Annotated in this window: 17 protein-coding genes, 1 pseudogene and 1 riboswitch; of the genes and pseudogenes, 9 read left to right on the plus strand and 9 right to left on the minus strand. The window is 73.5% G+C overall.

Features of this window, described 5'->3' with window-relative positions; all coding sequences use genetic code 11:
- Window positions 1–49: 49 nt before the first annotated feature.
- Window positions 50–337 carry a hypothetical protein gene (locus tag ABZ721_RS09285; protein ID WP_358787987.1) on the plus strand — a complete coding sequence of 96 codons (288 nt, stop codon included), beginning with the start codon at window positions 50–52 and terminating at the stop codon, window positions 335–337.
- A 117-nt stretch (window positions 338–454) separates the two neighbouring features.
- On the opposite strand, the gene ABZ721_RS09290 is transcribed toward ABZ721_RS09285, so the two are convergent.
- Genes ABZ721_RS09290 through ABZ721_RS09300 form a run of 3 tightly spaced genes read right to left on the minus strand, consistent with a single transcriptional unit; the run spans window position 455 to window position 3,587 of the window.
- A complete protein-coding gene (locus ABZ721_RS09290; protein ID WP_358787988.1) occupies window positions 455–1,564 on the minus strand; it encodes a prenyltransferase in 1,110 nt (369 codons plus the stop codon).
- On the minus strand, window positions 1,561–2,304 hold the full coding sequence (locus tag ABZ721_RS09295) for a class I SAM-dependent methyltransferase (protein ID WP_358787989.1): 744 nt from the start codon (window positions 2,302–2,304) through the stop codon (window positions 1,561–1,563). The genes ABZ721_RS09290 and ABZ721_RS09295 overlap by 4 nt, the downstream gene beginning before the upstream one ends.
- Window positions 2,298–3,587, minus strand: a complete 1,290-nt coding sequence (locus tag ABZ721_RS09300) for a glycosyltransferase family 4 protein (protein ID WP_358787990.1) — start codon at window positions 3,585–3,587, stop codon at window positions 2,298–2,300. Before ABZ721_RS09300 ends, ABZ721_RS09295 begins: the two co-directional genes overlap by 7 nt.
- A 234-nt stretch (window positions 3,588–3,821) precedes the next feature.
- On the opposite strand from ABZ721_RS09300, the gene ABZ721_RS09305 reads away from it, so the two are divergent.
- Window positions 3,822–4,445 (plus strand): TetR family transcriptional regulator, encoded by a 624-nt coding sequence (locus ABZ721_RS09305; protein ID WP_358787991.1) that lies wholly within the window; start codon window positions 3,822–3,824, stop codon window positions 4,443–4,445.
- A gap of 288 nt (window positions 4,446–4,733) precedes the next feature.
- Window positions 4,734–5,309 (plus strand): response regulator transcription factor, encoded by a 576-nt coding sequence (locus ABZ721_RS09310; RefSeq protein WP_358787992.1) that lies wholly within the window; start codon window positions 4,734–4,736, stop codon window positions 5,307–5,309.
- A gap of 222 nt (window positions 5,310–5,531) precedes the next feature.
- On the opposite strand, the pseudogene ABZ721_RS09315 reads toward ABZ721_RS09310, so the two are convergent.
- From ABZ721_RS09315 to ABZ721_RS09340, 6 genes and pseudogenes are all read right to left on the minus strand, one after another.
- A pseudogene (locus tag ABZ721_RS09315) lies at window positions 5,532–7,076 on the minus strand (ABC transporter ATP-binding protein); the annotation flags it as partial.
- A complete protein-coding gene (locus ABZ721_RS09320; protein ID WP_358788023.1) occupies window positions 7,073–8,815 on the minus strand; it encodes an ABC transporter ATP-binding protein in 1,743 nt (580 codons plus the stop codon). The gene ABZ721_RS09320 and the pseudogene ABZ721_RS09315, both read right to left, overlap by 4 nt.
- 170 nt (window positions 8,816–8,985) lie before the next feature.
- The gene (locus ABZ721_RS09325) at window positions 8,986–9,111 is read right to left on the minus strand and encodes a SapB/AmfS family lanthipeptide (protein ID WP_358787993.1); all 126 of its coding nucleotides are present in this window, start codon (window positions 9,109–9,111) and stop codon (window positions 8,986–8,988) included.
- Between the two features lie 16 nt (window positions 9,112–9,127).
- The gene (lanKC, locus tag ABZ721_RS09330; RefSeq protein WP_358787994.1) at window positions 9,128–11,755 is read right to left on the minus strand and encodes a class III lanthionine synthetase LanKC; all 2,628 of its coding nucleotides are present in this window, start codon (window positions 11,753–11,755) and stop codon (window positions 9,128–9,130) included.
- A gap of 176 nt (window positions 11,756–11,931) precedes the next feature.
- Window positions 11,932–12,165, minus strand: a complete 234-nt coding sequence (locus ABZ721_RS09335) for a ferredoxin (protein WP_358787995.1) — start codon at window positions 12,163–12,165, stop codon at window positions 11,932–11,934.
- Window positions 12,165–13,661: an aldehyde dehydrogenase gene (locus ABZ721_RS09340; RefSeq protein ID WP_358787996.1), complete on the minus strand. Its 1,497-nt coding sequence runs from the start codon at window positions 13,659–13,661 to the stop codon at window positions 12,165–12,167. Before ABZ721_RS09340 ends, ABZ721_RS09335 begins: the two co-directional genes overlap by 1 nt.
- A 102-nt stretch (window positions 13,662–13,763) precedes the next feature.
- On the opposite strand from ABZ721_RS09340, the gene ABZ721_RS09345 reads away from it, so the two are divergent.
- The 6 genes from ABZ721_RS09345 (at window position 13,764) to ABZ721_RS09370 (ending at window position 20,656) form a co-directional block, all read left to right on the plus strand.
- On the plus strand, window positions 13,764–14,780 hold the full coding sequence (locus ABZ721_RS09345) for an MBL fold metallo-hydrolase (RefSeq protein WP_358787997.1): 1,017 nt from the start codon (window positions 13,764–13,766) through the stop codon (window positions 14,778–14,780).
- Window positions 14,781–14,854: 74 nt separating this feature from the next.
- Window positions 14,855–14,982: riboswitch (cobalamin riboswitch) on the plus strand.
- Window positions 14,983–15,086: 104 nt separating this feature from the next.
- Window positions 15,087–16,295 (plus strand): prenyltransferase/squalene oxidase repeat-containing protein, encoded by a 1,209-nt coding sequence (locus ABZ721_RS09350; protein ID WP_358787998.1) that lies wholly within the window; start codon window positions 15,087–15,089, stop codon window positions 16,293–16,295.
- The gene (locus ABZ721_RS09355) at window positions 16,295–16,978 is read left to right on the plus strand and encodes an SCO2322 family protein (protein ID WP_358787999.1); all 684 of its coding nucleotides are present in this window, start codon (window positions 16,295–16,297) and stop codon (window positions 16,976–16,978) included. The genes ABZ721_RS09350 and ABZ721_RS09355 overlap by 1 nt, the downstream gene beginning before the upstream one ends.
- Window positions 16,975–18,207, plus strand: a complete 1,233-nt coding sequence (locus ABZ721_RS09360; protein ID WP_358788000.1) for a CbiQ family ECF transporter T component — start codon at window positions 16,975–16,977, stop codon at window positions 18,205–18,207. Before ABZ721_RS09355 ends, ABZ721_RS09360 begins: the two co-directional genes overlap by 4 nt.
- Window positions 18,204–19,817, plus strand: coding sequence for an ATP-binding cassette domain-containing protein (locus ABZ721_RS09365; protein ID WP_358788001.1), 1,614 nt, complete (start codon window positions 18,204–18,206; stop codon window positions 19,815–19,817). The genes ABZ721_RS09360 and ABZ721_RS09365 overlap by 4 nt, the downstream gene beginning before the upstream one ends.
- The gene (locus ABZ721_RS09370) at window positions 19,814–20,656 is read left to right on the plus strand and encodes an ECF transporter S component (protein ID WP_358788002.1); all 843 of its coding nucleotides are present in this window, start codon (window positions 19,814–19,816) and stop codon (window positions 20,654–20,656) included. Before ABZ721_RS09365 ends, ABZ721_RS09370 begins: the two co-directional genes overlap by 4 nt.
- Window positions 20,657–20,662 lie beyond the last annotated feature (6 nt).

Below are 20,662 nucleotides of genomic sequence, written 5' to 3' on the forward strand. Positions count from 1 at the left end.
GATTTTCCATCAGCAGTTTCAACCAGCGTAACGGGGCAATGCGAGGGGCATGTCCAGACGCTACCGAGGCAATCCCGCAGCCGCGATCATCCTGATCGTCGCAGATGTCGCGGCCCTGATACTGATCCTGTGGATACTGATGTATCTGCTGGACGCCAACAGGGCCAATGACCTGGTCAACTGGATCCACCATTCGGCGAATTGGCTCGCCGGCTGGTCCCTTGACCTGTTCACCATGGATTCGGACAACCTTCGCACCGTGCTGAACTACGGCCTGCCGGCCGTGGTTTACCTGGTCATCGGCCATGCCGTGGCCGGCCGCGTCAATCGGGCCTGACGCGGACAGCGCGAAGAGCAAAGAAGTGGAAAAGAACTGCCCCGGACACCGCCAGGGTCGGAACGACCCTGGCGGCACGGCACCGGAGGACGCCGGCTGGGCCGTGTCGGACATGACCTAGCAGCAGCCGGCTTCGTCCGGGGCCAGGCCTATCGGGAGCCGCTCTCCCCCGAATACCGCGGTGGTCGCCTCGTCCCCCCCGAGCGCGGCCACCGCGAGCAGCAGTGCGCCCGCCGTCCACGAAGTACGCTCCTCCGGCCAGACGGCGTCGTCGTCGAAGACGTAGCCCGTCCAGTACATCCCGTCGTCCCCGGTGCGCAGGTGCTGGATGTCGGCGAGGATCTCCACCGCGCGGTCGGACTCGCCCATCGCCCACAGGGCCAGGGCGAGTTCGGCACTCTCCCCGCCGGTGACCCACGGCCGGTCCGAGACGCAGCGGACGCCGAGGCCCGGCACCACGAACGTCTCCCAGTGCGCCTCGACGCGCTCCTTGGCCGCGGCACCGCGCAGCGCGGTGCCGAGCACCGGGTAGTACCAGTCCATGGAGAAGCGCCCCTTATCGAGGAAGCGCTCGGGGTGGTGCAGCACCGCGTGGCCGAGCAGACCCGTCGCCAGCTCCCAGTCCGGCTGCGGCTCCTCGCGGTACTCCGCGACGGCGAGCGCGCAGCGCAGCGCCTGGTAGATCGAGGACGAGCCGGTGAGCAGCGCCTCCTCGGGGAAGCCGCCGTCGTCGTCGCGCTTCCAGGCGATCGTCCCGTTGGGGAGCTGGAGCGCGAGCACGAACTCCACGGCGGCGTAGAGCGTCGGCCACAGGCGTTCCAGGAACGCGTCGTCGCCCGTGGACAGGTAGTGGTGCCAGATGCCGACGGCCACGTACGCGACGAAGTTGGTCTCGCGGGTCAGGTCGGTGGGCTCGCCCGCCGCCACCGCCGCCTCCTGGCCGGGCACGTCGGCCGCGTACGAGTAGGACGCGTACCAGGAGCCGTCGGCGTTCTGCCGCTCGGCCAGCCAGCGGTACGCGGCCTCCGCGCGGCTGTGCTCGCCCGCCGCGTCCAGCGCCATGGCGGCCTCGACGTGGTCCCACGGGTCGAGGTGACCGCCGGTGAACCACGGTATGGCGCCGTCCGCCCGCTGGATGGCGGCGATGCCGGCCACGGTCACCTCGGCCTGCTCCGCGGTGAGGACGCCGGGCAGGACGAGGTGTTCGGTGCGCCCCGGACTCGTCACGCGTCCACCCGCGCATCCGGCACGGGGGTGTGCGGCTTGGTGGCGTAGGCCACGAAGCTCTTGCCGATCAGCGGGTTGAGGGCCTGCTCGGCGACCTTGGTGGCCAGCGGCTTCTTCATGATGTCCCAGACCAGGAGCTTGTGGTACAGCTTCACCGGCAGGGCCTTGTCGTTGTCGACGCCGACCGCGCACTTGATCCACCAGTACGGGGAGTGCAGCCCGTGCGCGTGGTGGGTGCCGTAGGGGCGCAGGCCCGCCTCGCGCATCTTGCCGAGCAGTTCGTCACCCCGGTAGATCCGGATGTGGCCGCCCTCGACCTCGTGGTAGGCGTCGGAGAGCGCCCAGCAGATCTTCTCGGGTCCGTAGCGCGGCACGGTGATCGCGATCCGGCCGCCGGGCCGCAGCACGCGCACCATCTCGGCGAGCACCCCCTTGTCGTCCGGGATGTGCTCCATGACCTCGGAGATGATCACGACGTCGAAGCTGTCGTCGGGGAACGGCAGCTGCAGCGCGTCGCCCTCCATCGCCACGGCGGACGCGCCGGCCGGGGCCTCGCCCTCAGCCTTCATCGCCGCGAACCACTTGGCGACCTCGCGGATCTCGTCGCCGTTGCGGTCCAGGGCGACGACGTCGGCGCCGCGTCGGTAGCACTCGAAGGCGTGCCTCCCGGCGCCGCAGCCCAGGTCGAGGACCCGGTCGCCGGGGGCGAGCGGGAAACGGGAGAAGTCGACGGTCAGCACGGAGCCTCTGCTTTCGTCCGGTGGGTCGGGGCGGGGGCGGCGGACTGTGCGGCGATCGCCGCTCGGTAGTGCTCGGCCGTGCCGATGGCGGCCTGTTGCCAGGTGAAGCGGGCGAGGACGCGTTCGCGGCCGGCCGCGCCGAGGCGGCGGCGCAGGTCCGCGTCCCCGAGCAGTCGGCCGAGCGCGGCGGCGAGCGCGCCGGCGTCGCCGGGCGGTACGGCCAGACAGGTCTCGCCGTCGGTCCCGGCGACCTCGGGGATCGCACCTCCGGTGGTGGCGACCAGCGGGGTGCCGGTGGCCATCGCCTCGGCGGCGGGCAGCGAGAAGCCTTCGTAGAGCGAGGGGACGCAGGCGACCTCGGCGCCGCAAATGAGGTCGACGAGCTCGGCGTCGGTGATGCCCTTGACGAAGCTGATGGCGCCTTCCAGGCCGAACCGGGTGATGGCCGCGGCCACCGGCCCGTCCTCGGCGCGCCTGCCGACGACGACGAGGTGCGCGTCGGGGCGCTCCACGCGGACCTTGGCCAGCGCCTCGACGAGGTGGATCAGGCCCTTGAGCGGTACGTCGGCGCTGGAGGTGGTGACGATGCGGCCGGGGACCTCGGGCACCGAGGCGTCCGGCGCGAAGAGCCCGGTGTCGGCGCCGATGTGGACGACGTGGACGCGGTCCTGCCGCACCCCCAGGTCCTCCACGATCTCGGCGCGGGAGGAGCCGGAGACGGTCAGCACGGACGGCAGCCGGCGCGCGACGCGCTTCTGCATCTGTGTGAAGCCGTACCAGCGGCGCACGGACAGCCGGCGCTTCCAGTCGGGCGCCGCGGCCAGGTCGAGCCGCCGGTCGACGGTGATGGGGTGGTGGATCGTGGTGACCAGCGGGGTGCTCAGGCCGAGCAGCCCGTAGCCGAGCGTCTGGTTGTCGTGGACGACGTCGAACTCGCCGCGCCGGGCCGCCAGGTGCCGCCGGGCGCGCAGCGAGAACGTCAGCGGCTCCGGGAAGCCGCCGGTCCACATCGTGCCGACCTCGAGGGCGTCGATCCAGTCGCGGTACTCGCCGGGCCGGGGATTGCGGAACGGGTCGGGCTGCCGGTACAGGTCCAGGCTGGGCAGCTCGGTGAGGGTCACGCCCGCACCGACGGCGTCGAGCACCGGATAGGGCTGGGCGCCGATCACCTCGACGGTGTGGCCGAGCCGGGCGAGCTCACGGGAGAGATGGCGTACGTAGACGCCCTGGCCCCCGCAGAAGGGGTTCCCCTTGTAGGTGAGCAGCGCGATCCGTAGTGGCATGGCCTCAACGGTCACTCCCGGCCCCCTTCTCACTCACTTCCGCCGGAGCGTAACCGGTCGCGCTAATCTAGAACAAGTTTCAGACTCGAACGTTCAGAACCGAATCTACCGGCAGCGGCACGGCCCCGAATGAGGCGGACCAGGTGATTCGCACCACGACACCGGTCCTGCCATCATGCAACGCAGTGCCACGGTGACCGCGGATTACGGATGGAATGTCACGGAATGGGACATATGACAACAGAACCCAAGCCGCCGACTCCGTCGTCGCCCCTGCTGACCGAACGTCAGGAGGCTCGCCGCCGCCGCATCCTGCACGCCAGCGCGCAGCTCGCCTGCCGCGGCGGTTTCGACGCGGTGCAGATGCGCGAGGTCGCCGAGAACTCGGGCGTCGCCCTCGGCACGCTCTACCGCTACTTCCCCTCGAAGATCCACCTGCTGGTGGCCACCATGCAGGACCAGCTGGGGCAGATGCACGAGACGCTGCGCAAGCGCCCGCCGGTCACCGCCGAGCCGGCCGACCGGGTCGCCGAGACGCTGATGCGCGCCTTCCGCGCGATGCAGCGCGAACCGCACCTCGCCGACGCGATGGTGCGCGCCCTGACCTTCGCCGACCGCTCGGTGAGCCCCGAGGTCGACACCGTCTCCCGGCTCACCACCGCGATCATCCTGGACGCGATGGGCCTCGACGGGCCGCCCACCGCCGACCAGCTCTCCGCGGTCCGGGTGATCGAACACACGTGGCACTCGGCTCTGGTGACGTGGCTGTCGGGCCGCGCCTCCATCGCACAGGTGAAAATCGACATCGAGACCGTGTGCCGGCTGATCGACCTGACGGCGCCGGAGCGGAACGCGTGAGCGGAGCGCCCGGGCGGGCGGTCTCCCCCGCCCGCCGGGACCTGCCGTTACGGGCCAGTGGAATGTGCCGGAGGCAGCGCCGTACGGACCCTGTCGCACGCACATTCCCAGCGTGCGGGGGGCACACGCGCGCACCGAGTGCGCCCGTGTGCCTCGGCTTGGCCTGATTACGGGGCCATCCCTTCCGACATCGCGGGTACGAATGGCTTTGCTCACTAGGTCTGGTCCATCGGGTTCTGGAAGGGGCGCAATGTGATCCGGGTTTTACTGGTACATGACACTTGGCTGATGCGATCCGCACTCGCGGCACTGCTGGGCAGGGAACACGACATCGAAGTGGTGGCCACGCCATGGCGCAACGCACAGAGACGGGCGCGGTCGTTAGCGCCTCACGTGTGTGTCGTCGATGTCGAGTGTCCCGGCGCCAACACCGGGGACGTCTCGCAACTGACGGAGTTACAGGACCTCGTGGTCGGCCAGAAATGCGCGCTGCTGGTCCTGGCCACCGCGAGCCGACCGGGCCTGCTGCGCCGTGCGTCGCAGGCCCGTGCGCTGGGCTTCGTCAACAAGGACGCCCCGCCGGAGGAACTGGTCCGCGGGATCCGCAGAGTTGCCAGGGGGGAACGTTTCGTCGACACCTCGCTCGCCTTCGACTTCCTGCAGGCCGCGGACATCCCGCTGACGCCGCGCGAGTTGAGCGTGCTGTCACTCGCCGCCGAGGGCGCGTCCATCGGCGAGATCGCCCGCGTCCTGCACCTGTGCAACGGCACCGTGCGCAACTACATGGCCGCGATCACCCGCAAGACGGGCGCCCGCAACCGCGTCGACGCCATTCGAATATCCCGGGTGGCCGGCTGGCTCTGACCAGTTCCCCACCAGGTCCCGGTAGAGCGCGGACCGCTCCAGCAGTTCCTCGTGGCCCGCGCAGACCGTGTGCGTGCCGTCCATCACCAGCACCCGGTCGGCGCGGCGCGCCGAGCTGATGCGGTGCGCGATCACGATCAGCGCCCCGTCGCCCGGCCGCAGCGCGAAGGCCCGTTCCGCACGCGCCTCGGCCGCCGGGTCGAGGTAGCAGGTCGCCTCGTCGAGCAGCACCAGGGGCGCGGGCGACAGGTAGGCGCGGGTCAGCGCCAGCAGCTGCCGCTCCCCCTGGGACAGGGTGCCCGGCTCCGCGACGGCGTCCAGCCCGCCCATCCGGTCGAGCAGCTCCGCCATGCCGACGGCCTCGGCCGCCGCGCGCAGCCGGCCGTCGGGGACGGGCTCAGGCCCCGGGCACAGGTAGGAGAGGTTGTCCCGGACGGTTCCCGCGAAGACGTACGCCTCCTGCGGGATCAGCACCCGCAGTCCCGGCAGGTCGGTGGCCGGCAGCTCGCGCAGCGGCCGGCCACCGAGCTCGACGGCGCCCGCGGCCGGGCGCAGCAGCCCCGCGACGAGCCCGGCGAGGGTCGACTTGCCGATCCCGCTCGGCCCGACGACCGCCAGGTGGCAGCCGCGCGGCACCACCAGGTCCAGCTCCCGGACCACGGGCTCGGCCAGCTCCCCGTAGGCGAAGGTGACGCCGCGCAGCGCGACGGCGGGGGCGCCGGGCCGGGGCGCGGGCACCTTTTCCGCGGGTGTCCTCCGGGCTGGGGCCTTCTCGGCGGGGGCCTGCGGAACGGGTACCTCCCCGGCGGGCGCCTCGGCCCGCGGGACCAGGCGTCCGAGGACGACGACGAAGCGCGAGCCGGCCGTCCCCAGCCCCTGGGTCAGGCTCTGGAGGGCGGGCAGCAGCGACTGGGTGAGGTAGGCCAGGGCGCCGACCAGCGCGCCCGCCGTCACCCCCCGGTCCAGCAGCCACGGCGCCGAGGCGAGCAGCAGGACCACGGGCAGCCGGCCGCCGACGCCCAGCGCCAGCGCGCGCAGCACGCCCCAGCGGGCCAGCGCCCGGGACGCCCGGTACTCGGTCCCGATCCGTTCCTCGGCCTCCGCCGCCATCCGCTCCTCGGCGCCACAAGCGGCGATGTCGCGCAGGCCCGCGGCCATCGCGCCCACGCTCTCGGCCACGTCCTCGTTCGCGGTCAGGAAGGCCGCCTGCCGCCGGTTCATCGGACGCAGCGTGAGGCAGAAGAGGCCGAGCCCCACGAACAGCGGGGGCACGACCACGAGCAGCAGGACGGGAGCGAGCGAGAGCAGCCCGATGAGGGCGCCCGCGACGGTGAACAGGAAGGACCGCGACACCATCACCAGCCCGGCGAACGTGTCGCGGGCGATCTCGACCTGCTGGGTCAGCCGGGAGACGACCGCGGAGTCCGCGGCGTGCGGGTCCCGCACGGCGTCCGCCAGCCCCCGGCCCACCACCCGGCGCACCAGGCCGTCGCGCAGCGGCTCCACCAGGGCGGCGACCGCGCGGTAGACCCGGCCGGTCCCGAACGCCCCTGCCGCCACAGCCAGTGCGGCCAGTCCCAGCCACCCCAGACCCACCGCGGCGCGCCCCATGAGGAAGCCGTCGTCCAGGGCCCGCGCAAGGGCGAAACCGGTCAGAAACGTCTCGACGGCCTCCAGCACCGACCACCCGAGAAGCGCGGCCACCACCCGGGGCCGCCGCCGCAGGAAACGGATCCCCTCGCCCCACAGACCCGACCGTCGCCTCATGACTCCCCCTCCGCTTCCTCCGCCGGGTCCGGATCGGCCGGGGCGTGGAAGACCGCCCGGTACTCCGGCAGCCGCCACAATTCGTCGTGCGGGGCGACGGCCCGGATGCGGCCGCCGTCGAGCCACGCGACGAGGTCGGCGCGAGCCGCCGTGGAGGCGCGGTGCGCCACGATCAGCCGCGAGCGGTCGGCGGTGGGGCTCAGCAGCGCGGCCGTGACCTTGAACTCGGTGACCGTGTCGAGGCTGGACGTCGCGTCGTCCAGGATCAGCAGCCGCCCCGGATGGGCGAAGGCGCGGGCGAGCCCGAGCCGCTGCACCTCGCCGCCGGACAGGAAGGCGTCATCGCAGGGGGTGTCGTACTTCGCGGGCAGCAAATGGATGAACGAGTCGGCGCATGCGGTCTCCGCGGCCCCGCCGACCACCCCAGGTCCCGGCTCGGGGATGCCGAAGGCGATGGTGCCCCCGATGGTGCCGCCCAGCAGCGCGGGGCGCTCGAAGGCGTAGCCGACGGCGGCGCGCAGTTCGTCGTGCGACAGCGCGGAGAGCGCGACGCCGTCGAGCGCCACGGTCCCCCGGTCCGGGTCGGCGAGCCGCCCGGCGATCGCGGCCAGCACGGACTTGCCGGTGCCGGAACGTCCGACCAGGGCCACCGACGTGCCGCCGGGCAGCGTCAGGTCCAGCCCGTCCAGGACGGCGCGGCCGCCGCGCACGGCGGTGACCCCGCGCAGTTCGAGATGGCCCGTGCCGCCCTCCGGAAGGTGGTCGCGGCCGTACGCGGTCGCCGGCTCCGCGAGCACCTCGGCGAGCCGGCGGGCCGCGGTGCGGCTGCGGACCAGGCCGTTGACCTCGCCGACGGCCATGCCGAGCGCGGCGGCGAACATGGCGTAGCGCGAGGCCGCCAGCAGGTCCCCGACGCTCAGGTTCCCCTGAGCGACGCGGATGCCGGCGACGGCGAGTACGGCGACCTGCAGCAACGGGACGATGACGGCGGCCTGCGCGTTGGAACGGCCCTGGACGTGCCACATCCGCAGTCCCTGGCGGCGCAGTTCCGGCAGCGGCTCCAGGACCCGGGCGACCTCGTGTTCGGTGGTCGCGGCGGCGGCGATGGTGCGGGCCCCGGCGAGCGCCTCGACGAGCCGCCCCGCGATGTCACCCTGGACGGCCAGGTAGCGCGTGACGCTGTCGGTGGTGTGGCGGACGAACGCCCGCACGGTCAGGGCGAGGAGCGGCAGCCCGGCGGCGAACGCGACGGCGAGCCAGGGGTCGATGAGGGCGAGCGCGACGATGCCGCCGGCCGGGGTGATCACGGTGGCGAGCAGCGTGGCGAGCGCGGCCGGGGCGGTGCCCGCGTGGGCCGCGTTGCCGGTGAGCCGGGCGACCAGGTCGCCGGGTGGGAAGCGGGCGGTGGCGCGCGGTCCGGTGGCCAGCACGTGGCGCAGCAGCCGGCTGCGTACCCAGGCGGTGCCGCGGGCGTTGGTGACACCGGTGATCAGTTCGCTGCCGGTGTCGAGCAGGACGAGCACGCAGGTGAGGGCGGTGCTCAACAGGACCCAGTGCGTCACCTGCGGTCCGCTGTCCCGGGTCAGCAGCAGGTCCAGGGTCCGGCCGAGGGCGGCGGGCAGAGCCAGTCCGAGAACCGCGGAGGCGGTGGTGCACACGCAGAGGGCGGCACTGCGGCCCGCGCTGTGCCGGAGTGCCGCGCGCAGCAGACGGTCGGCTTCGGCGGCGACGGCCACCATGGATCCGGGGGCCTCGGTTGATGTGCCGGTGGTCCCGCTGGTCTCCGTACCGGTGGAGGGCGCCATGGAGTGGATGTCCTCACCTTGTGGGAACGGGGTACGGCCCCGGGCGGCGTGAGGCCGCCCGGGACCGTGTCCGTGCTCAGTTGCCTACTGGCGGTGCCAGTAGGTCAGAGGCAGAGGCCGACGCTGGCCTGGCTGGCGGAGCAGAGGAGCAGGCTCAGCGAGCTGACCTGGCCACCGCCGCCGCCACCGTTCTCCGGGGTGTCCATGCTCTGAAGGTCGAGAAGTGCCATGGTGTGTTCCTTTCCATCATGGGGACGGGGTTGTGTTTCCGGACCCGGTGAAGGGACCGTTCTGGGGCCGCTTGAGCGGCGGGAGGAACGGGAGGGCCGCGGGCTGTTCGCCCAGTGCCGCGCCGAGCGCGAGCAGGCAGCCGGCCGTTCCGGTGGTGAGGTCCATGGAGAGCCGCATCATCTGGTCGCCGGGGAAGGTGAGATGGCCCTGGTAGGGCATGGCGTACCAGTCGAGTGCGGAGATCTGGGCGGCGAGGCGGCCGGGGACCGCGTCGACCGGGGTCGTGGTGCGGGCAAGGTGGAGAATCATGCCGGCCCGTCCGTTGAACAGTCCGGGCTGCGCGTAGAAGCGCGACATCGCCGCGGGCAGGATCCCGGCACGGGCCCGTTCGAACGCCTCGTCGGGTCGGTGCGCGAGGTAGTCGTCGAGGACCATGCCGATGCCGACACTTCCCGCGCCCAGGTAGGGCATGGTGCGCCAGCCCTCGTCGACGACCAGGGTGCCCTCCCGGTCCTCGCGGCACTTGGCGAGGTCCTGGCGCAGTGCGGTCGCGGCGAGGTCGAGCAGCGCGGGCGCCCCGGTCTGCTCGTACAGGCGCAAGAAAAGCAGGGCGGAGCCGGTGGCGCCGCGCAGCAGCCCGGTGTGCGTGCCGGGCTCGCCGGACAGCCGGTCGGCGAGCAGTTGGGCGGCTTCCACGGCTTTCGCGCGCAGTCCGCTCTCGCCGGTGGTCCTGGACAGGGATTCGAGCGCCAGACCCACGCCGGCGAGACCGCCGTACAGATCCGGCACCAGGCGCTGCCAGCGTTCGTTCAGCACACGCTGGGCCAGGTCCAGGGCGCGGGCGGTGTGGCCGAGCCGGTCGAGGACGAACGCGGTGCCGAGCATGCCGTCGTAGAGGCCGAGCAGGGTGCCGGGCGGCGGCGGGTCGGTGCGGCGCAGCAGCCACTCCTCCCCCGCTTCGTACCGGTCGGCGCCGGTCTCGGCGAGGGCGTACAGGACACCGGCAGCGCCGTGCGCCAGGCCGATGCCACCGCCGTCGGTGAACTGGGCGACGTCCCCGGGGAATAGCCTGTCCTCGCGGTCCGGGGTCGCCGAGGCGAGGATCGCGGCGACCATCGAGTCCCTGCTGCTCGGCCAGTCGGCCGCCCGCACGGGTACGTAGGACGGCGTCCTGCCGCGGGTGGCGGGGCTGAGGCCGGTGATGGTCTCGACGGCCTGGTCCAGGAACTCCCGGGGCACCGGGAACTCCTCGGCGATCAGGTCGGCCAGGTGCGGAGCCTTGTCGCGGTCGATCACGAAGAGCGTCGTCATCGGCAGGAACAGCGCGAGGCGCAGGCACGCGAGCGCGTACCGGTCCACGTCGAAGCCCCTGCGGTCCGCCGGGGCGATGAAGCCGGGGTGGGCCAGGGCCTGACGGGTGTGCTCGTCGATGTGCGCGGCGGCCTCGAAGTCGAGCAGGCGCACCGAGCGTTCGTCCGGCCCGACCATGATGTTGAACATGTGCAGGTCGTTGAAGACGACGCCGCGGCTGTGCACGGCGGCGACGGCCTTCTCGACCCCGGCATGGATGCCCAGCGCCCAGTCGGTGTAGTCCGCGACGGCCGTCGGGTCCGGGTCTTTGGAGAGCAGCGGATGGCGCCGGGCGAAGAACGAGTTGAGGGTCTGGCCCTCCAGGAAGTCCATTACCAGGAAGCGGTGGTCGCCCAGCACGAACCAGTCGCGGACCTCGGGCGCGACGCCCAGACCCGACAGCCGTTCCAGGGCGGCCTTCTCACGCTCCAGCCGGGCGACGGCGTCGGCCCCGTCGGAAGCCAGCCCGGCGTGCGGCCTGGCCTCCTTGAGGACGACCTTCTCGCCGGTCCGCACGTCCTGCCCGGTGTAGACCCCGCCACCGTTGGAGAAGTGCAGCGCGCTCTCGATCCGGTACGGCAGGTCGTTGGTGGTCGTGGCGTTTCGGGCGTCCAGGTGCGGCTGCAGGAAGTCGGGCAACGTGACCCACGGCGGCACGTGGAAGGCCGGCCCCCGGCGGTCCGGTACGAGCACCCCGTCGGCATCCTCGATCGCGGTGACCAGCGAACCCGCGCCGTCGACGCAGTACCGCGGGGCGAACCCGCCGTAGCGCACGAAGAGCGGCCCCTGGTTCCAGCGCAGGTCGCTGAGGATGTACGGGCCGGCTTCGCCGGCCAACAGCTCCTCCAGCTCACGCAGGATGGTGTGCAGCTGCTCCTCGTCCGACGGGTAGATGGTCACGCACTTGCCGCTGCCCTCCCGCGGCGCGTACTTGGAGTTGCGCAGGTGCACGGCGGGCAGGCTGGGGACGAACTTGAACGGTATGTCGCGCGGGACGCAGTAGTCCCAGACCTTCGCGACGGTCTTCTCCGCGTTCTCCAGACACGCGGAGACATGGATCTTCCAGCCCTGCAGGGGCGCTCCGGTCCTGGGCGAACCGTCGGCGTCCACCGGCGTCAGGTGCAGCCAGTCGCCGGAGCGTCCGGTGCGCCAGCCGTCGGGGGCGGGGCGCTGGGCCGGCTCGAAGAGCGAAACGCCGGAGCCCGCGCCGGATGCGGAGCCGGCGGACAAGCGGTCAGGGGTCTCGTAGAAATACCTGTCGACGAGGCAAAAGACCTCGTACCGCTTGTCCATGGCTCTCCCCCTCCGGCCGCGAGGTCTTGAGATTTTCACGTGGCCGAAACGGGGAACAGTCGCGTCCGTAACGAAACACCCGTGCAGAACGCATATGTGCGTGATGCACGGGTGCCCGTATGGTGTACGGAAACCGCCCTGACCTGCGACGGAAGCGCCCCTGCGCAGTTCCCGCGCTATTCCTCGGGCGGGAAGACCGGCTCTCCTGTCATGAGCAGCGTGATGGAGATTGCCTCCACCGGGCAGTTCTCGGCCGCCTCCAGCAGCACTTCCGACGCGTCGGTCTCCGACGCGACCGGGTGGGACTGCCGGGCGCCGTCCAGGGCGAAGCCCTCGGGGGCCGAGTTGACGCACATGCCGGAGCCGATGCAGACCGAGCGGTCCACCTCGATGTGCCAGCGGTCGCCCATCAGCCCTCCGCCCCCGCCGCACCGGACGCCGCGGCGTCCGCCGCCTGGTAGCCGGCCGGGAGGTGGATCATCTTGTGCTCCAGGTACTCGCCGAAGCCCTCGGGGCCGAACTCCCGTCCCACGCCGGAGTTCTTGTAGCCGCCGAACGGGCCGAGCATGTCGAGGCTGAAGGTGTTCACCGAGTACGTGCCGGTGCGGACCTGGCGGGCGATGTCGATGCCGTGCTCGACGTCGGCGGTCCAGACGCTGCCGGAGAGCCCGAAGTCGGAGTCGTTGGCGATCCGCAGCGCCTCGGCCTCGTCCTCGTACGGGAGCAGGCAGATGACCGGCCCGAAGATCTCCTCCCGGGCGATCCGCATGGAGTTGGTGACGTCGCCGAAGAGCGTCGGCTCCACGTACCAGCCGGTATCCAGTCCGGCCGGCCGGCCGCCGCCGGTCAGCACCTTGGCGCCCTCCTCCTGACCGATCCCGATGAAGTCGAACGACCGCTGCTGCTGGCGCTTGGCGACCAGCGGCCCCACCTCGGTGGCCGGGTCCAGCGGGTCGCCGACGACCAGCGCGGACGCCGCCGCGGCGAAGCGCTCGGCGATCTCGTCGTAGCGCGAGCGCGGCGCCAGGATCCGGGTCTGGGCCACGCACGCCTGGCCGTTGTTCATCCAGGCGGCCGACGTGATGCCGGGGACGGCGGTCTCCAGGTCCGCGTCCGGGAGGATCACGGCGGCGGACTTGCCGCCCAGCTCCAGGGTGACGCGGGTGAGGTTGCGGGACGCGACCTCCATCACCCGCCGGCCGGCGCCGACCGAGCCGGTGAACGACACCTTGTCGACCCCGGGGTGGCCGACGAGGTACTCGCTGACCTCGCGGTCGGCCGGGACGATCGACAGCACGCCCTCCGGCAGCCCCGCCTCCCTGGTGATCTCGGCCAGCACGTACGCGTCGAGCGGGGTCTCCGGCGACGGCTTCAGCACGACCGTGCACCCGGTGAGTAGCGCGGGGGCGAGCTTGGCGGCGGCGGTGAACTGCGGGACGTTCCACGGCACGACGGCCGCGACGACCCCGACGGGCTCGCGGCGCACCAGGATCGGCCCGAGGACGCCGGCGCGGTGCTCCTCGTAGGGGAAGTCGCGGGCGACGGTGATCGCCGCGTCCCACACCATCATCGCGCCGAGCGACTGGGCGAGGATGCTCCAGGAGTAGGGGGAGCCGTTCTCCGAGCTGATGAGCCGGCCGATCTCGTCGTACCGGGCGGCGATGGCGTCCTTGATCCGGGTGACGACGGTGATCCGCTCGTCGAGGCTCATCCGCGGCCACGGTCCCTCGTCGAACGCCGTGCGGGCCGTGGCGACCGCGCGGTCCACGTCGGCGCGGGAGGCGTGCGGCACCCGGCCGATGACCTGCTCGGTGTGCGGGGAGATGACCTCGATGGTCTCGCTGCCGAGCGGGTCCACCAACTCCCCGCCGATGAACAGCTGTCCGTGTTCTATGAGGTCGGTCATTACTGGTGCCTCCTGCGGGTCGGCCCATACCTGACGCTGTTTCAGAACTGATACCAGTTCTAGTTATAGTGGGCAATGACTTCGTCGGCGAGAGGGGACCAGATGGTGCGCGTGACCGACCACGGCGGAGGGGTCTGGAGCATTCCGGTCCCGATCCCCGACAACCCCCTCGGCCACACGCTCGTCCATCTCCTGGACACCGACCGCGGACCCGTACTGATCGACACCGGCTGGGACGACCCGGACTCCTACGCCGCGCTGGAGGCCGGCCTCGTCGAGGCGGGGACCTCCGTCGCCGAGGTGCACGGGGTACTCATCACGCACCACCACCCCGACCACCACGGGCTCTCCGCGCAGGTCCGCGAGGCCTCCGGGGCCTGGGTCGCGATGCACGAGGCCGACGCGGCCGTGGTGCGGCGCACCCGGTCCGCCGCGCCGGCCCGCTGGCTGACGTACATGACGGCCAAGCTCGTCGCCGCCGGGGCGCCCGAGGAGCACCTCGCGCCGCTGCGCGCCGCCCGCGAGTCGGGGCGGATGTCGACCCTGCCGGGGCTGCGGCCCGCGCTGCCCGACCGCGACATCGTCCCCGGCGAGCTGGTGGACCTCGCCGGGCGGCGGCTGCGCGCCATCTGGACGCCGGGGCACACCCCCGGGCACGTCTGCCTGTTCCTGGAGGAGAGCCGGCGGCTGTTCTCCGGCGACCACCTGCTGCCGGGGATCTCCCCGCACATCGGGCTGTACGAGGACCCGGACGACGCGGTCGAGACCGATCCGCTCGGCGACTACCTCGCCTCCCTGGAGCGCATCGGCCGGCTCGACCCGGACGAGGTGCTGCCCGCCCACCAGTACGCGTTCACGGACGCGGCGGGCCGGGTGCGGGAGCTGCTCGACCACCACGAGGAGCGGCTGAGCGGGCTGCGCACGCTGATCACCGACGCGCCGCGCACCCCCTGGCAGCTCGCCGAGGTGATGGAGTGGAACCGCCCCTGGGAGCAGATCCCGTTCGGCTCCCGCAACATCGCCGTCTCCGAGGCCGAGGCGCACCTGCGGCGGCTGGTGAAGGCCGGCCGCGCCGAGGCCGTCCCCGGGTCCGACCCGGTCACCTACCAGGCGGTCTGAGGGAACGGGCGGGCACGGGCGGGCGGGCACGGGCGGGCCGGGACCGGCGGCGATACCCGCAGGGCATACGATGTTCTGGACAATTCCATCCACGTCCGAGCGGGGGAAGCCGGCGCGAATCCGGCACTGACCCGCAACCGTGAGCCGTCCCGTAGGGCAGGGTCGGCGAGTCGGAGTACCCGCGACGGACGGGAGCGGCTCCCGTCGAGGTAACGGAGCCGGAGCCCGGTGCCCCGCGCAGTCGCGCGGGCTCGCAGCGGTTGCGCCCGGCCACGCAACCGCTCAGCGAAAGGCATCAAACCCCTCATGAACCTCCGTCGCAGCGCCGCCGCGCTCGCCGCCGCCACCGTGCTCGGCATGGCCGCGGTGCCCGCAGCCTCCGCCGACACCCCGCTGCCGCCCGGTCTGTACGGCACCGGGGACCCGACGTACGACGGGGTCTGGCGGCAGTCCTACGCGCTGCTGGCGCTGGACACCGCCGGGGTGACCCCGGCCGACAGCGCCGTGGCCTGGCTGACCGGCCAGCAGTGCGCGGACGGCGGCTTCCCGTCCTACCGCGCGGACACTGCGAAGGCCTGCGACGCCAAGACGGAGGACACCAACGCGACGGGCATCGCCGTGCAGGCGCTCACGGCGCTGGGCGGCAAGGACGCAGTCGTCAAGAAGGCCACCGACTGGCTGGTGTCGGTGCGCAACAAGGACGGCGGCTGGTCGTACAACCCCGGCGGCGCCTCCGACCCGGACTCCACCGGTGTCGTGATCGGCGCGCTGGCGGCCGTGAAGCAGGACGTGAAGGCGGCGCAGGACAGCCTCAAGGCGTTCCAGTTCGGCTGCGACGCCAAGGCCGCCGACCGCGGCGCCTCCGGCTACCCGATGAACGGCAAGCTCTCCGTGAGCGCCAAGGCCACCGCCGACGCGGTGCGCGGCGCCCGCGGCGCGGGCTTCGTCGTCACCGCCCCGACCGCGAACACGGCCGCGAAGGCCCCGGACTGCGCGTCGCCCGACGCGTTCAAGTCCCTCGACGCGGCCGGCGCGGCCTCGGCCGGCGCCGCGTACCTGACGGCCCAGCTCACCGCGGGCGGCGGGCACCTGACCGCCGTCACCCCGGGCGCCGACAAGCCCACCCCGGACTACGGCACCACCGCGGACGCCGTGGTCGCGCTGGCCGCGGACCAGCAGCTCGACACCGCGAAGGCGTCGTACGACTGGCTCGCCAAGAACTCCGCGACGTGGTCGAAGTCGAACCCCGCCGCCCTGTCGCAGCTGGTCCTCGCGGCGCACGCGACGGGCAACGACCCGAAGAACGCCGCCGGCGCCGACCTCGTCCAGCAGCTCACCAACCTCGGCCCGAAGCCGGCCGCGGCGGCGAGCCCCTCCGCGTCCCCGTCGGACCAGGCGGAGAAGAAGGACGACAAGTCCGGCTCCGCGGCCACCTGGTGGATCGTCGGCGTCTTCTTCGTCGCGAGCATCGGCATCGGCTTCCTGATCAGCGGCCGCAAGAAGAAGCAGGGCTGATGGCGCGCAACCCGCTGCGGGCGCTCGCCGTCCTGCTGGCGCTCGGCGCGCTGCTCGCGGCCGCCGCCCTGCCCGCCGAGGCTGCCGCCTACCGCTACTGGTCGTTCTGGCAGCGCTCCGGCGACACCTGGACGTACGCGCAGACCGGCCCCGCTCTGGACCGGCCCGCCGACGGGTCCGTGGAGGGCTGGCGCTTCGCGGCCAGCGCCGAGGCGCAGGACGCGTCGAAGCCGCGGGACGTGCCCGGCGCCACCTCGTTCGGCGCGATCTGCGCGGGCACGCCGCCCAAGGGCGGCACCAAGCGCGTCGCCCTCGTCCTGGACTTCGGCACCGCCGCCGACGCGGGCGGCGCCACCACGCCGCCGGCGCCCCGCACCGCCTGCGCCCAGGTCCCCGGCGACGCGACGGGCGCCGACGCGCTCGCCGCCGTCGCCAAGCCGCTGCGCTACAACTCCGCCGGCATGGTCTGCGCCGTCGCGGGCTACCCCAGGACGGGCTGCGGGGAGCCGGTCTCCGGCACCTCCGGGTCCGCCGACGCGTCGAGCACGCCCGCGCCGCAGGCGTCGGGCGACTCCGGCGACGGCGGCGGCGGGGGCCCGTCGGTCGGTGTGTTCGCGGGCATCGCCGCCGTCCTCGCCCTCGGCGGGGCGGCCTTCTGGCAGGCCCGCCGCCGGCGCGGATGAACGCCGGGGCCCGCCGGGCCGCCACCGCCACCCGCTCCACCGCGCTGCACGCCGGGGCGTGGTGGGTGTGGGCGCTGGGGCTGGCGACGGCGGCGTCCCGGACCACCAACCCGCTGCTGCTCCTGCTGCTGGTCGCGGTCGCGGGGTACGTGGTCGCCGCCCGCCGCACGGACGCGCCCTGGGCCAGGTCCTACGGGGCGTTCCTGAAGCTGGGCCTGGTGGTGCTCGGCATCCGGCTGGTCTTCGCGACCCTGCTCGGCTCGCCGATCCCGGGCACCCACACGCTCTTCACGCTGCCCGAGGTCCCGCTGCCCGACTGGGCGCGCGGGGTCCGGCTGGGCGGCAGGGTGACCGCGGAGGGGCTGCTGTTCGCGCTGTACGACGGGATGAAGCTGGCCACCCTGCTGGTCTGCGTGGGCGCGGCCAACGCGCTCGCCAACCCGGCCCGGCTGCTCAAGTCGCTGCCGGCTGCCCTGTACGAGGCGGGCGTCGCGGTCGTCGTGGCCATGACGTTCGCCCCGAACCTCGTCACCGACGTGCAGCGGCTGCGCGCCGCCCGCCGGCTGCGCGGCCGCGAGGACCGCGGGGCGCGGTCGCTGCTGCAGGTCGGGCTGCCCGTCCTGGAGGGCGCGCTGGAGCGGTCGGTGGCGCTGGCCGCCGCGATGGACGCGCGCGGCTACGGCCGCTCGGCCGAGGTGCCGGCCGCGATCCGGCGGACGACGGCCGCGCTGACGCTGGGCGGGCTGCTCGGCGTGTGCGCGGGAACGTACGCGCTGCTGTCCGCGTCCGGCGCCGGGTACGGCGTGCCGGTGCTGCTGCTGGGGCTGGTCTCGGCGCTGGCGGGGCTGCGGCTCGGCGGCCGGCGGTCGGTCCGCAGCCGCTACCGGCCCGACCGCTGGGGCGCGCGGGCCTGGCTGGTGTCGGGCTCCGGGGTGGCGGTGGCGGCGCTGATGATCTGGGCGGCCTCGTACGACCCGGCGGCGCTGGACCCGCCGGCACTCCCGCCGGCCGCGCCCGCCCTGCCGCTGTGGCCGGCGCTGTCGATCCTGATCGGGCTGCTGCCGGCGTTCGTCGCTCCCCCGCCGCCCCTCCTGCCGAAGCCGTCGAAGCCGTCCAGCACGCCCAACACGCCCAACCGGCCCGACCCGCCGAACACACCGCACACGCCGCGCACGCCCGACCGGCCCGACCCGCCGACCCCGCCGAACCCGAAGGACGACCGCACGTGATCCGCTTCGAGCAGGTCTCCGTCCGGTACGACGACGCGGCGGAGCCCGCCGTCGCCGGAGTGGACCTCACCGTCCCCGAGGGCGAGCTGTGCCTGCTCGTCGGGCCGTCCGGAGTCGGCAAGTCGACTTTGCTGGGTGCCGTCTCCGGCCTGGTGCCGCACTTCACCGGCGGGGTCCTGTCCGGCCGCGTCACCGTCGCGGGCCGCGACACCCGGACCCACAAGCCGCGCGAACTGGCCGACGTCGTCGGCACGGTCGGCCAGGATCCGCTGTCGCACTTCGTCACCGACACCGTCGAGGACGAGCTCGCCTACGGCATGGAGTCGCTGGGCCTGGCGCCCGCCACCATGCGCCGCCGCGTCGAGGAGACCCTCGACCTGCTCGGCCTGGCCGAGCTGCGCGACCGGCCGATCGCCACGCTCTCCGGCGGCCAGCAGCAGCGCGTCGCCATCGGCTCGGTGCTCACCGTGCACCCCAGGGTGCTGGTGCTGGACGAGCCGACGTCCGCGCTGGACCCCGGCGCCGCCGAGGAGGTGCTGGCGGTGCTGCAGCGGCTGGTGCACGACCTGGGGACCACCGTGCTGATGGCCGAGCACCGGCTGGAGCGCGTCGTGCAGTACGCGGACCAGGTGATCCTGCTGCCCGCCCCCGGCGCCGCCCCGCTGCAGGGCGCGCCCGCCGACATCATGGCGCTCTCCCCCGTCCACCCGCCGGTGGTGGCGCTGGGCCGGCTCGCCGGCTGGTCGCCGCTGCCGCTGTCCGTGCGCGACGCCCGCCGCAAGGCCGGCCCGCTGCGGGAGCGGCTGGCGGACCGCACTCCCCCGGCCGCGCCCGCCGTTCCGGCCGCCGCGCCGGTGGCGGTGCTCGACCGGCTCTCCGTCCGCCGGGGCGGGACCGAGGCGCTGCGCCAGGTGTCGCTGACGGTCCGGCCGGGCGAGACCGTCGCGCTGATGGGCCGCAACGGCGCGGGCAAGTCGACCCTGCTCTCCACCCTCGTCGGCCTGCACCCGGCCGCCTCCGGCACGGTCACCGTCGGCGGTCTCGTCCCGTCGAGGACGCGGCCCGGCGAGCTGATCCGGCAGGTGGGGCTCGTGCCGCAGGAGCCGCGGGACCTGCTCTACGCGGACACCGTGGCCGGTGAGTGCGCGGCGGCCGACCAGGACGCGCACGCCGCGCCCGGCACCTGCCGCGCGCTGGTCGGCGCGCTGCTGCCGGGCGTCGACAACGCGACCCACCCCCGCGACCTGTCCGAGGGCCAGCGGCTCGCGCTGGCGCTCGCCGTCGTGCTGGCCGCGGCTCCGCCGCTGCTGCTGCTCGACGAGCCGACCCGCGGCCTGGACTACGCCGCCAAGGGCCGGCTGGTCGGGCTGCTGCGGGCGCTGGCGGCGGACGGCCACGCGATCGTGCTGGCCACCCACGACGTCGAGCTGGCCGCGGAACTCGCCCACCGGGTGGTGATCCTGGCCGACGGCGAGGTGGTCGCGGACGGCCCGACCGCCGAGGTCGTCGTCTCCTCCCCCGCCTTCGCCCCGCAGGTCTCCAAGATCCTCGCGCCACTGCCCTGGCTGACCGTCCCGCAGGTCGCCTCCGCCCTGGGGGAGCCGTCATGACGCCTCCCGCGCCCCGGCCGCGCGCCGACCGGCAGGTCCGTCCCGTCCGGCTGGGTCCGCGCTCGGTGGTCGCGCTGGCGCTGATCTCCGCGATCGGTGTCGCGCTGTTCGGCTGGCCGCTGCTCGCCGATCCCGGCACCGGGCTCGCGCACAGCCGGGACGCCCCCTGGCTCTTCGCCGCGCTGCTGCCGCTGCTGATCGCCGTGGTGATCGCGACGATCGCGGACGGCGGGATGGACGCCAAGTCCATCGCGATGCTCGGGGTGCTGGCCGCCGTCGGGGCGGCGCTGCGCCCGCTGGGCGCGGGCACGGCCGGCATCGAGCCGATGTTCTTCCTGATGGTGCTGTCGGGGCGGGTGCTGGGCCCGGGGTTCGGCTTCGTGCTGGGGGCCGTGTCGATGTTCGCGTCCGCGCTGCTGACCGGCGGCGTCGGCCCGTGGATGCCGTTCCAGATGCTCTCGATGGGGTGGGTCGCGATGGGCGCCGGGCTGCTGCCCGGCCCGCACACCCTGCGCGGGCGCGGCGAGCTGGCGCTGCTCGCGGTGTACGGGTCGGTCGCGTCCGTGCTCTACGGCACGGTCATGAACCTCCAGGGGTGGGCGACGATCGGCGGGATGTCGGCGAGCGTCAGTTACGTCCCGGGCGCCCCCGTGGGCGAGAACCTGGGCCGCTTCGCCGTCTACTGCCTGACCACGTCGCTGGGCTGGGACCTCCCCCGCGCGGCCCTGACCGCGATCCTCACGCTCACCCTCGGTGCCACGATCCTCAAGGCGCTGCGCCGCGCGACGCGCCGCGCGGCGTTCGACGTACCGGCGGCCTTCCGGACGCCGGACGGCTGAGGCGGC

Origin of the sequence: Streptomyces sp. NPDC006733 (genome assembly GCF_040636125.1) — a bacterium.
Lineage (GTDB): Bacteria > Actinomycetota > Actinomycetes > Streptomycetales > Streptomycetaceae > Actinacidiphila.